Source organism: Mucilaginibacter sp., assembly GCF_965225845.1.
In the GTDB taxonomy this organism is placed as follows: domain Bacteria; phylum Bacteroidota; class Bacteroidia; order Sphingobacteriales; family Sphingobacteriaceae; genus Mucilaginibacter.
In genome coordinates this window covers 1,288,801-1,301,373 of sequence record NZ_CBDDBL010000002.1, presented here as the reverse complement: position 1 = coordinate 1,301,373, position 12,573 = coordinate 1,288,801, and the positions used below count along the sequence as shown (strand labels likewise).

At 37.0% G+C, this 12,573-nt stretch carries 8 protein-coding genes; 1 reads left to right on the top strand and 7 read right to left on the bottom strand.

Annotation, left to right across the window (positions count from 1 at the left end; genetic code table 11):
• Nucleotides 1–3: 3 nt before the first annotated feature.
• Nucleotides 4–1,083 carry a DUF3667 domain-containing protein gene (locus tag ACYZ0U_RS09645; RefSeq protein WP_461451879.1) on the top strand — a complete coding sequence of 360 codons (1,080 nt, stop codon included), beginning with the start codon at nucleotides 4–6 and terminating at the stop codon, nucleotides 1,081–1,083.
• 2 nt (nucleotides 1,084–1,085) lie between these two features.
• Here ACYZ0U_RS09645 and ACYZ0U_RS09640 read toward each other — a convergent pair whose 3' ends face one another.
• From ACYZ0U_RS09640 to ACYZ0U_RS09610, 7 genes are all read right to left on the bottom strand, one after another.
• Complete coding sequence (locus ACYZ0U_RS09640) at nucleotides 1,086–2,120, bottom strand: glycoside hydrolase family 53 protein (protein WP_461451878.1); 1,035 nt, start codon at nucleotides 2,118–2,120, stop codon at nucleotides 1,086–1,088.
• A gap of 102 nt (nucleotides 2,121–2,222) precedes the next feature.
• A complete protein-coding gene (locus tag ACYZ0U_RS09635) occupies nucleotides 2,223–2,837 on the bottom strand; it encodes an outer membrane beta-barrel protein (protein WP_461451877.1) in 615 nt (204 codons plus the stop codon).
• 76 nt (nucleotides 2,838–2,913) lie between these two features.
• Nucleotides 2,914–4,311 (bottom strand): TolC family protein, encoded by a 1,398-nt coding sequence (locus ACYZ0U_RS09630; RefSeq protein WP_461451876.1) that lies wholly within the window; start codon nucleotides 4,309–4,311, stop codon nucleotides 2,914–2,916.
• Nucleotides 4,312–4,361: 50 nt separating this feature from the next.
• Entirely contained in the window at nucleotides 4,362–5,039 is a 678-nt protein-coding gene (locus ACYZ0U_RS09625; protein WP_461451875.1) for an ABC transporter ATP-binding protein, read from the bottom strand.
• A 165-nt stretch (nucleotides 5,040–5,204) separates the two neighbouring features.
• Nucleotides 5,205–7,619 carry an ABC transporter permease gene (locus ACYZ0U_RS09620; protein ID WP_461451874.1) on the bottom strand — a complete coding sequence of 805 codons (2,415 nt, stop codon included), beginning with the start codon at nucleotides 7,617–7,619 and terminating at the stop codon, nucleotides 5,205–5,207.
• Between the two features lie 154 nt (nucleotides 7,620–7,773).
• The gene (locus ACYZ0U_RS09615; protein WP_461451873.1) at nucleotides 7,774–10,131 is read right to left on the bottom strand and encodes an ABC transporter permease; all 2,358 of its coding nucleotides are present in this window, start codon (nucleotides 10,129–10,131) and stop codon (nucleotides 7,774–7,776) included.
• Nucleotides 10,132–10,156: 25 nt separating this feature from the next.
• Complete coding sequence (locus tag ACYZ0U_RS09610) at nucleotides 10,157–12,532, bottom strand: ABC transporter permease (RefSeq protein ID WP_461451872.1); 2,376 nt, start codon at nucleotides 12,530–12,532, stop codon at nucleotides 10,157–10,159.
• Nucleotides 12,533–12,573: the final 41 nt, after the last annotated feature.

Here is a 12,573-nt window from a genome sequence, read left to right as displayed (position 1 = left end):
CCAATGAAAAAACATTATCGCAAAGAGGACGATTGCCTAAACTGCGGCTTTAAGTTACAGGGTAAGTTTTGTTATAACTGCGGCCAGGAAAATCTTCAAATGAAGGAAAGCTTTGGCCACATGATGAATCATGCCATCAGCGATTATTTCCATTTTGATGATCAGTTTTTTTCTACCATAAAACCATTATTTTTAAAACCCGGTTTTCTATCCAACGAGTACATGGCAGGCCGCCGTATACGTTACCTGCACCCGGTTAAGATGTACATTTTTATTAGCTTGGTGTACTTTGTGCTCTTATTCCAGACAAGCTTTAAACCCGCTAAGATTGCCGACAACGGCGAAAAACACGTCAGCAAAAAAACTTTAGTAAATACTAATAAAAAACTGGATAGTGTTTTAAAAGACCCTGACATGCCTGCCCTGGGGAAAAACTTTATCATTGATGCAAAAAAACAAAATGAAAAAGCATTAGCTAAAGGCGACACTACTGATGATGATAATGATGATCTGCGAAGTGATGATAAAGGATATAGGCTTCCCGGAAGTACCCATGATACGAGTTACACAGAGTATTTGTCAGATCAACAAAAACTTTTACCTAAAGAAAGAGATGGATTTTTAGGTAAAATGTATAATAAAAAAGCTTTAGCTTATAGGAAGGAATACGGTTCGAGAACAAAGGAAGTTATTTATGATGAATTTAAGCATAATGTACCCAAAATGATGTTCTTAATGTTGCCGCTATGTGCTCTAATATTTCAGATCGCTTTTTGGAACAACAAAAAATTTTACGTGGAACACTTAATATATACTTTCCACCTGCACTGTTTTTTATTCCTTTTTTTATCAATAATAATGCTGCTTGAAATAATACTCCCAACAAGCTGGGGTTTGAGTGACTGGCTAACAACAATTGCAACTATTGGTATTATATGGTATTTATATAAATCGATGCGTGTTTTTTATCATCGCAGCCCTTTTAGAACCATAACAAAGCTTATTGGAATTTCTTTCGTTTACTCAATCGTATTTGCATTTTGCATTGCTTTTGTATTTGTGCTTACAGCATTAATGTTGTAAAATCAATTAGCAAAGGCATTCAGGGCGATAGTTGGTTTACCTGTATTATCAAATGCACCTAAGGTATATCCTTGCCAGCTGTTGTAGCTTTCGGGTTCCCAATAGAAAACGCCTAATCCCTGTTTGTTAGGCACCGAACGTGTTTTTTGCAAAATATCAGTCAGGAAAGCTTGTGCAATAGTTGGTTGGTCTTCTTCTATACCCACCTCAACTATCATTACTGGCGTTCCGTATCGTAAAACCATATCATTCATATTTGCCAAACACTGGGCATCAAGTGTGGTATAATTACTTATTGTTGGATATAATGACATTCCAATAATATCCCATTTAGCGCCGTTTGCCTTTAGTCCATCAAACATCCACTCAAATAAACTATTATCGTAACCGTTAGATAAATGCACAATAACTTTTGTTGACGGGCTTACTGCTTTAACAGCATTATAGCCACTGGTAACCAAAGCCGCAAAATTTGCCATATTGGTTGATGCGCGCCCATCTTGCCACAGCATCCCATCATTGGTTTCGTTACCTACTTGTACCCATTTTGGGGTGACACCATTCAATTTTAAGGTATCCATAACACCTGTAGTGTAAGTGCCCACGGTTGTAACCAGGTTTGCAAATGAGAGATTTACCCACGCAGCAGGTTTATTCTGGTCGCCGGGATCGGCCCAGACGTCGCTGTAATGAAAATCAATCATAACATTTAAGCCTGCGTTTTTAGCGCGGACCGCTTTTGCTACAACATCTTTTGTATTACACCAACCATTTGTCGGATTCACCCAAGCCCTTAATCTGATTGAGTTAAATCCAAGACTCTTCATCAAATTAAAAATATCCTGTTGATTGCCGTTTTTATCATAAAATTTATAGCCGGATGATTCCATTTGTGTAGCCCAACTTACATCAGCTCCTTTAAAAAAAGTAGTATCGATTGTTGTTGTTATCGGCTGAGTAGGGCTAACTTTATTTTTTGAACAGCTCAAATTTAAGCAGCAGAAAAAAACAGCGCATATACACACAAATTTTTGCATGATGTTTTCGTTAAAAGGTTATAATTATTATAATTGGATAACAAATATAACAAACATAATAAATGTAAAACAAACATTTATTAAAGAAATTTTGAAATATTATTAATCGAGAGAATAATCTGAATACAAGCTATATGATATTGAGAGGCTGATCATATTCATTTTGGAACTTTGATTTTCGGTAGCGCCGTAACCAAAACCAATTTTGTTAAGCCCTGCTTCATAACGGATATCAATTGAAAGATCGTGAAAATCTATCCCTCCTCCTACTTGCCAGCCATAATTTTGATCTGTATAATTCAATCGCTGCCCATCAATAAATTGTTGATCGTTTTGCAACCTGAAAATTAATACAGGGCCTGTCATAATCCTGCCACCTAAGTTATCATTCCCAATTTTATAGCCAATCAGCAGTGGCAAATTAAATGTGGTGAAATAAGATTTATTAATTCCTCCGGCTTCTCCCGGATCAGAAATAGTAACAACCGATTTTTGCAAGTACAACTCGGGTTGAAACTCCAGGCCCAAACCCCCGAAACGTGTGTACACACCAGTCTGAAAACCGGGATCACCTTTGGTTGAATAGTTTGCTGAACCAGGGAAATTTGAATAGTTACCCCCAGCTTTAATTCCAAATTGAAAATTTGGTAAATATTGGGCCGACGCTGATGCAGCAAAAAATAAGAAAATAAATAGGGTAAAGATTACTCTTCGCATATTATTCGGAATATAAAAGTGACCGGCTCGCGATATATACGGAATAAACGCCCAATATGTTGTTTAAAGTGTAAAATTAGTTAGCTTGGAATGACAATTTTCCCTGATAATAATCCAATATCTTGCTGTAAATAAAATAATCGTACCTCGCACTAATTAAACTAAGATTTGCAGCATCCATGTGATCTTTAGCTATAATATAATCTACTGAAGTTAATACACCTGAATCATACCTGATCTTTGAAATTCTGAAGCTTTCTGAATACGCAGCCACCTGGTCTTTTAATGCCTGGTATTTGTTATAGGCAGCAGTCATGTTATAAAAAGCCTGCTCAACGTTTTGTTGCAGCTGTGTTTTGGTATTATCCTCGATATATTCGTTATTAAGCAAAGTAATTTTTGCAAGTGCCACAGCATTTTTTTTAACCCGATTATTAAATATAGGTATGGTTAGGGTTAACCCTACATAAGTACTGTAATTACCACGCAATTGGTTTATGTAATTTATATTCTGATAGTTATAATTTGCTTGGGTACCATAAACCTGCTGCTTACCAGTCGGAGAATTGATATAAGTACCAGTCGGCACACTGGTCGAGTCTACAAATGTTGCCTTCTGCCCCGCGCTGGAATAATAAGTATTTACACCACCTGTTAAAGCCAATGTAGGAAATAAATATCCTTTAGCTTGCTTAACACCTTTTTCAGCGCTTTCCCGTCTCAAGGTTACTGCCTTTATTGCGGCAAGTTGCTGTAGCGCAGTTTGATAAACCTGGTCAGGGTTAATACCATAATCACCGGCAAGGTCTTGCGCGTTTAACGGTTGCAGGGTAACATCCTTATTGTAAGGCATATTCATTAATTGAAATAAGCTCACCATTGCCGACGTAACACTATTTTGTGCATTTACCACAGCAACCTGGCTTCCGGCTAGTGATCCTTTTAGGTCATATAAGTCGGATGCTGCTTTATTGGCACCCTGGCTTTCCAATATCTTTGAACGCTCTACCTGTTCATTAGCGACAGCGAGTTGGCTTTCGGTTGAATTTAATAGCTCTTCGTTGTCAAGTACCAATAAATAATTGGTGATCACATTTAAAGTCACCTGATCTTTCGCCGACTGGAAATCCATTTTACCAGCCTGGTAAGCTAAGCGTGTTTGCTTTACGGCATTTTGATAAGCAAGGCCGTTAAACAAATTTACACCGGCATTTAAACCATACTCATCAGTTGTTAGCGATTGATTAACATATGTATTAGTTATCGGGTTTATCCCGCGGCCCTGATTTAGATTACGTTCAGCCAAACCATTTAACGTTGGCAACATATTTTCTTTAGCCTGTAAGTATCCAATGCTATCAGTTGATGCTGTTAAACCAGTTTCCTTAACCTGCAAGTTGTTTTTAATAGCAATGTCGAGGCATTGTTGAAGTGTTAAAAGATTATTTTGCTGCTGTGCAGATGCTTTTAACATAATAATTAGCAATAACGGGATTATATAAAATTTACGGAAGAACATTTTCTTTAAAGTTGTTTTGATGATTCAATTTTGCCGTCTAATAAGTTGATGATCCGGCTACCGTACTCGGCGTTTTTTTCAGAATGTGTTACCTGTATAATGGTTACCCCATCCTCTTTATTTAATTTTCTGAAAAGTTGCATAATCTCATCACCTTGCTTGGAGTTAAGGTTGCCGGTAGGCTCGTCAGCCAGTAACAACTTGGGCTTTGCGATAAGCGCTCTTGCAATGCCAACCAATTGCTGTTGCCCGCCGGATAATTGCGCCGGGAAAAGATCTTTTTTTCCAACTATCTGAAAACGGTCTAAGATATCAGCAACCATGGCTTTACGTTCGGCGCTTTTGTAATCCTGGTAAATCAGCGGTGTTTCGATGTTTTCATAAACGGTCAGTTCATCAATTAAATGATAAGCCTGGAATACAAAACCGATATACTTTTTATATAAAGCGGAGCGCTGTTTTTCCTTTAGCTGATGAACTGCTTCGTTTGCGAAGTAATGGTAACCGCTTGACGGCTCATCAAGCATACCAATAATATTTAGCAATGAAGACTTTCCCGAGCCTGATGGCCCCATGATAGACACGAATTCGCCCTCTTCAATATCAAGGCTGATATCATTGATCACGTAGTTTTTAGTACCGCCGTTTTGATAGTATTTTGAAATATGCTGAAGTGATAACATTATGTATTTATTAAATAGTTTGTTAAATCTTATTGATAGATAGTGAATAGTGTACCAAAGTATTAATCTATTGAATTACAGTAGATTAAACTCAATTAAACTATACATAACTGTTCGCTATCGCAACATGGGGCGTTCGGTTATGATACAGCAGATTACAAATTACTATTCGCTTCTTAAACTCTTCACCGGGTTTGACAATGCTGCCTTTAGTGCTTTATATCCTACAGTTAGCCAGGCAATAATTACCGAGGCAGCAATCGATATCAGGAAAATAGATGGGCCAAATGAATACCTGTAGGTGAATGTCATCAACCATCTGTGCATCACAAACCAACCTATCGGAGCCGAAATAGCAAAGGCAATAAAGATAAGTACAGTAAACTCCTTAGAGAACAAGTAAACAATACTGCCTACCGAAGCGCCTAGCGTTTTACGGATCCCAACTTCTTTAATTCGTTGTAAGGCCATGAATGATATTAGCCCATATAATCCTAAACAAGATATAAATATGGCGATGCCTGAAAATATTTTAAAGAGTTGTGATAGCTGGGTGTCGCTTTTGTAGAAACCGGCTATTTTCTCATCCAGGAACTTGTATTCGTAAACATAATCAGGAAAGGTAGCATTCCATGTATGTTCTATAGATGAAAGCGTTTGCGTAAGGTTGGCTGGCTGAACTTTTATGTTGATATCTTCATAAGTATCTTTATATGAAGCCATAATAACCGGAGGTATTTGTTTCTTTAATGATGTTACATTAAAATCCTTCACAACCCCCACAATTAACGCTTTCTTCCCTTCTACTAAAATATTTTTACCTATCGCAGTATTAGGATTTAACACACCCAATTTTTTTAGCAGCGTTTCATTAACTACCAGCTCATGTATCGTATCGGTTTTGATGTATGGTCGGCCTGCTACCAGTTGCAAATGATACAGGTTAAAATATTCCGCATCCGCATATTTCATGTTCGCCTGGAAAGGCTCCGGTTTAGCAGCATTATCATAAGTAAACTCAGTATTTGAGTTTGAATTATCAGACGGGCTTGAAGAACTGAAGCTAACATCTTTAACACCAGGCTGCTGTAAAAGCTCGTCGCGTAAAGTATTAATTTTGGTTAAACTAATGCTATCATTAGGTAAACCAACATTTATTACAGCATCCTTTACAAAGCCTAATGATTTATTTTTAAAATAATCCATCTGGTTGATAATAACCAGCATGCCAATTATCAATACCTGGGCAATGCAAAATTGCAGCACAACCAAACCCCTGCGTAATGACACACCGCTTGTACTGCTGGCAGTAATTTTATTCTTTAATGCCGCTATCGGGTTAAAGCCGGATAATACCATAGCCGGATAAAAACCAGCCAAAAGGGTAACTACAATTAATAAACCGATGACAAATAGTATAACAGCCGGATCTGATAAAAATGCTGTACTTAATTTAATATCCAGCAGAATATTAAAATAGGGTAATGCCACAAACGCAACCACTATACCAATAACAATTGCTGTAAATGTAATAATGAAAGTTTCGATGATGAATTGCATTACAAGTTGCTCACGGGTACTGCCCAAAACTTTACGTATACCAACTTCTTTTGAGCGGTTAACAGCCTGAGCGGTTGCAAGATTGATAAAGTTAACACATGCTATTACCAATAGAAACATCCCGATCAGCGCAATCGCGTCTATCAATTGATGGCTGAAATTTCCCTTGGTATATTTGCTAACCTCGGCATTATAGTGAATATCTGATAGCGGTTGTAACTGCATATCTTGCTTGATAGGGCCAGTCGTAAAATGTTTTTTAACAAATCCGGTGAGATAGTTATTAAACTGGCTTTCTGATTGATTGTTAGGTAAAACTACAAAACAATAATGTTCGCCATATATACTTCCCCAGTTGGCGAAATTATCATGATAGTTATTTTCTTTATCTTTTAGCGTTGAAAAAGAGATTACAACTTTTAGTGGAAAATCAGTATTTTCAGGTGGATCATTTAATATGCCTGTTACCTTGAGGTTGGTTTTGTTTTCAAGCTTAATGGTTTTCCCAATTGCGCTTTTCCAGTCACCAAAAAATTTCTCAGCCTCTGTTTTAGTTAAAACAACGGTGTTAGGGTCGGTTAATGCTGTTTTTTTATCACCTGCCAACCAACTAAAATCAAACACATCAAAAAATTGGGGTTCGGCATAATAAGTGTCATCCTCCTTAAATTTCTTTATTGTGTTTACCTGATCATTATTCAAACTCAATAGTGTACCATTCGATTTTAAAATGCTGGCAACTCCTTTAAGTTGAGGAAAATCCAACCTTAGGCTTTGCGCAGTTGGAAAAGGAACACCACTAATCAGCTCTTTTCCATCAGGGCCGGCCTGTATAGTAAGCACACGGTATATATTATACTTTTTTGAATGAAAATTATCAAAACTTGTCTCAAATTTTATAATCAGGAAAATTAATAAGCAAGCCGCAATACCAACGGCTAAGCCAACAATATTAAGGGTTGCATAGCTCTTGTTATTTAACAAGTTTCGCCAAGCAGTTTTTAAATAATTCTTAATCATCTTTACTTATTTATTTTCGCTCACGCGATATCTAATATTTAGTAGGCCAATTACATACCAAATTATAAAAATCTATTAATCAAAGCTTTAAATTAAAACGCCAATAGAAAGTGTTCGCATGCAGAACACCTTATGTTCGGTTACGATACAGTTGTTATTCGCTTCTTAAACTCTTAACAGGGTTTGCTATTGCGGCTTTAATTGATTGAAAGCTTATAGTGGCAAGGGCAATAATGATTGAAATAGAACCAGCAAGTAAAAACACCCACCAATCTATATTTATTCTGTAAGCAAAGCCCTGGAGCCATTTACTCATGGCATACCAGGCTATAGGTGTGGCCATCACGATAGCAATTAATACAAGCTTAATAAAATCAAAAGACAGCAGCACGGTTACATTGCTAATGCTGGCACCAAGAACTTTGCGTATGCCAATTTCCCGGGTTCGTACCTGTGCGGTAAAAGCAGCCAACCCAAGTAAACCTAGGCATGAAATACCTATAGCTATAGCGGCAAAATAATCAAATAAGATGCCCTCCTGTTGTTCGCCTTTATATAGATCGTTAAACTTGTCGTCCAAAAAAGTATAATTGAAAGGATATTGGCCATTATATTGTTTAAACAGTTTTTGCACCGCTGAAATGGCTTTTGGCGCGTCCTTTCCTGTGGTTCTTACATACATATTACCTAAATACGATGGATAATAATAAAATACAGCCGGTCCTATTTTTTCCTTCATGGATGCGAAATGAAAATTCTTTACCACGCCGATAATTGTCCCTTTAATGTGCCAGGCCTGGAAACGCTTGCCTATTGGGTCTTTCAAACCAATTTGATTTACAGCGGCTTCATTCAATATTAAATGACTGGTATCATTTACCGCACCGGTAAAACTTTTACCTAATGCCATTTTCATTTTAAAAAATGATATGAAATCTTTGTCTATCGTCATTAGGTTTACAATAAACGTTTGACCAGGCGCTTTGCCTTCCCATTCAGTTTCGCCGGATATTCCACGCATCTCAACAATATTTTGATTGGAACGCGTAACATCCAATATACCGGGCTGTTTTAATAATTCATCCTTAACAGCATCATAGTGATCGCCCATCGCGCGCATCGGCAATGAAAAGGTATGACTTTTATCATAACCTAATTCTTTTGAGCGTATATAATTTAGCTGGCTTGTGATCACAATAGTGCTTACAATAAGCATAATTGAGAAAACAAACTGTGTAACGACCAATATTTTTCGAAATAACACGTCTCCAATATTTGCTGATACTTTACCCTTAAGCGCTTTTAATGGCTCAAATGACGATAACAACATAGCAGGGTAAATACTTGACGCAGCTAACGTGCCTGTTATAGTAAAGATGATGATCAACCAAACATGATAGTCGGTTATGTTAAAGGTCATATTCTTGCCTGATATTTGATTGAACATAGGCATTAAAAAATGAATAGACACCAATGCTAATGTTACAGAAAGTAAAAACAACAAAGTTGTCTCAACAATAAATTGTATAAAAAGCTGGCTTTTATTTGCGCCAATAATTTTTCTCATACTAATCTCTTTAGAACGCAGCATTGACCTTGCGGTAGATAGATTTACATAATTGATACAAGCTATAATCAATATCAATAAAGCAACCACCAAAAAAACCCGCACTGTTGTAACGCCTTTATCAGTTAAATCAGCATTATACAAATGCATTTTTCCGATTGGCAGCAGCAGATAATCAGCATCTGTATCGGCAGGACGATGCTTTATATGAATATGGAATAATTTGTCTGAAAGTGATTTTAATGATGTTCCCGGCCTAAGTTTAAAATAGGTATCGCAATCATACTCATCAAAATTGCTATTTAAATCAACTTTTTGAGTAAGCATTAAATTGATATGAAAGCTTATAGGCATTAGCAGATCATACTTGATACTCGAGTTTTCCGGGAAATTAGCAATAACGCCACTAACGGTAAAATTTTGCTTATTATCACCCATAATAACTTTACCTATTGCGCTATCATTACCAAAATATTTTTGCGCAGTACTTTGTGTTATCACTACTGAATTATCGTTAGCGAAAGGCTTGCTGCTATTTCCCTGTAGAACGGGGAAACTAAACATTGAGAAAAATGAGGGATCTACATAGGCCACCCTATCGTTAGCAAAAATTTTATCCTGGTATTTATAAGATGAGAAATCATTATTAGCGCTTACACGCACCTCCTCTTCTACTTCGGGCAATCCCTGTTTAGCTAATACTCCTATTGGGAAAACAGTGCTTTGCCATATTTGCCTGCTTGCGCCGGTTCCACCCCAAAGCTCCAGTTTATAAAGGTTTTGGGCATTTTTGTGGAAGCTATCAAAACTAAATTCGTCCTGTACCCAAAACAATATTAATATCCCAATAGCCAGCCCTGCTGTTAAACCAATGATATTGATAATTGAGTAAAATTTATTTTTCACCAAATTCCGCCACGCGGTTTTAATGTAATTTTTGATCATGGCTATTGGTTTTAATGTGTTTGAACTATTCTGAACGTAAACTTTTAACCGGATTAGCTAATGCTGCTTTAATGGCTTGGTAACTAACAGTAGTCATTGCTATAACTATAGTTATTATACTTGCTAAAGCCATTATCCACCAGCTTAAGCCAATTCTATATTGATAATTTTGCAACCACTTGTTAAGCACCCATATAGATACAGGCACAGCAATTACGATGGCTATAAGTACCAGTATTAAAAAATCTCTTGATAATAGCCCGGTTAAACTTCTTACAGTAGCGCCCAAAACTTTACGTACGCCAATTTCTTTCGTACGCTGCTCAGCAGCATAGGCAGCCAGGCCAAACAAACCGAGGCAAGAAATTAATATTGCCAAACCACCAAACAAATTAGCAAGTGTAGCTAAAAGTTTTTCATTCTCAAATTTCTTTTCAAACTCGCTGTCAACAAAATTGATTGTGGGTGGATACGCCGGGTTAAGCGCTTTTAAGCTTTTGTTAATTTGATCAATATTAGCAGTTATACTACGTGCCTGGTTTAAGCGTAATGCTAACACTGAGCCATAATAACCATCACAATACGTAACCATTGGGGGCACTTTGTAGTACGGCGATCCCCATATAAAATCTTTGTAAACGCCAACTATTGTAATTTGCTGATCGCCATTCTTAATTATTGTTCCTATCGGCTGTTTCAGATTCATGATTTTGGCCGCAGTTTCATTGATCATTACCGATGGGGTCTTGCTATTCGTGTCGATCGGATAATCCGGCGAAAATTCACGCCCTGCCAATAGTTTAACTCCGGTGGTATGAGTAAAATCATATCCTGCGTAAAACATGTCAACTAAAACTTGCTGTTTTGGTTGTTTGCCGGGCCAACTAAAACCCCAGGTATTACTACCATTTTGGGTTATACTTTGCGATATGCAAGTGGCATTTGTTATCGAGCTGTTCTTTTTTAATTCATTTATCAAAACTTCGGCTCTTTTACCTAATTCACCTTCTATAGGTATCTCAACCAGATTATTTTTATCATAACCATTGCCCATGCTTTGCACAAAACCAATTTGCTTGTACACACAAATGGTAGCGGTTATTAGAAAAACTGCAAAGGCAAATTGTACAACTACTAATACTTTACGTATTGAGAGCGCACCGCTACCTCCTCTGAATACACCTTTTAATACTTTTATAGGTTGAAATGATGATAAATAAAACGCCGGATAACTACCTGAAAGTAAACCTGTAACAAGCGCTATGGATATAATTAGAACCCAGGTAGACCAATCTTCAACAGGGAATGATAAATTAATTTTAAGCAGATTATTAAAAAATGGCAAACACAATACCAATATTACTACCGCTGCTATGGTTGATATAAAAGATAATATCAACGACTCCGTGATAAACTGCCATATTAATGCTGAACGACTGGAACCGATAGCTTTACGGATGCCTACTTCCTTAGCCCTTTCCTCAGAACGGGCGGTAGACAGATTCATGAAATTAACGCAGGCAATTAACAAAATGCATAGGGCAAGTGCTTCAAAAGAATGGACTTGAGTGATAATGCCGCCAACAGCTTTCCCATTTTGAAAATTTTGATACAAATGACTCTCTGAAAACGGGAATAAGAAAAGTTGGTTGGTATTACCGGTATCGTGGCGGGCGATAAGAGATCTTAAAATTGAATTAGCCCTGTTTAATGATCCCGGATCCTTCAATTGAACATAGGTTTGGCAAAAGTTATTTCCCCAGTTTGGGCCTTTAGCCCATGCGTTATCATTTTCAAACTGCAAGTATGGCATTACAAAATCAAACTGATATGATTCATTTGCAGGTATATTATCAATTACCCCGGTAACCAGCATCGGCACGTTATTGTTACGTGTCACAATTTTATTAATGGGGTTGGCATTACCAAATAGTGTTTTTGCAAAATCAGCAGTAATTACTATAGAATTGGGCAGATTTAAGCAGGTTAATGCATTACCCTCAATAAAATGATAGGAAAACATTGAAAAGAAAGCAGAATCCGCATATAGCCCAGTTTTTTTGAAACCATTGTTTTTGTAGCTAATCAAACTCCCGGCATTGTAATCGTCAACGCGGATAGATTTTACAACTCCGGGCACCTCCGCTTTAATAGCTGCAGCGGCGGCACCGGGGGTAGCTTCAAAAGTATAGATCTGCCCATCGCCATGCTGATTATTTTTTACAACATAAATATTATCAAGATTCTTAAACTGATGATTAAAACTTAAATGATAGGTTATATACAATAGTAGCAAAAGGCAACTCGCTATCCCCAAGGTAAGCCCCCCTCCATTAATAAATGCGAAACCTTTATGTTTTCTTATGTTTCTCCAGGCTATTTTAAAGTAGTTCTTTATCATTGTATTATGGATTTATATTTTTATTTAATGATATAATCTTA

Coding starts and splice junctions, on each gene's coding strand:
- ACYZ0U_RS09615 (WP_461451873.1), bottom strand. CDS start 10,131: ATGATCAAAAATTACATTAAAACCGCGTGGCGGAATTTGGTGAAAAAT.
- ACYZ0U_RS09635 (WP_461451877.1), bottom strand. CDS start 2,837: ATGCGAAGAGTAATCTTTACCCTATTTATTTTCTTATTTTTTGCTGCA.
- ACYZ0U_RS09645 (WP_461451879.1), top strand. CDS start 4: ATGAAAAAACATTATCGCAAAGAGGACGATTGCCTAAACTGCGGCTTT.
- ACYZ0U_RS09640 (WP_461451878.1), bottom strand. CDS start 2,120: ATGCAAAAATTTGTGTGTATATGCGCTGTTTTTTTCTGCTGCTTAAAT.
- ACYZ0U_RS09630 (WP_461451876.1), bottom strand. CDS start 4,311: ATGTTAAAAGCATCTGCACAGCAGCAAAATAATCTTTTAACACTTCAA.
- ACYZ0U_RS09610 (WP_461451872.1), bottom strand. CDS start 12,532: ATGATAAAGAACTACTTTAAAATAGCCTGGAGAAACATAAGAAAACAT.
- ACYZ0U_RS09625 (WP_461451875.1), bottom strand. CDS start 5,039: ATGTTATCACTTCAGCATATTTCAAAATACTATCAAAACGGCGGTACT.
- ACYZ0U_RS09620 (WP_461451874.1), bottom strand. CDS start 7,619: ATGATTAAGAATTATTTAAAAACTGCTTGGCGAAACTTGTTAAATAAC.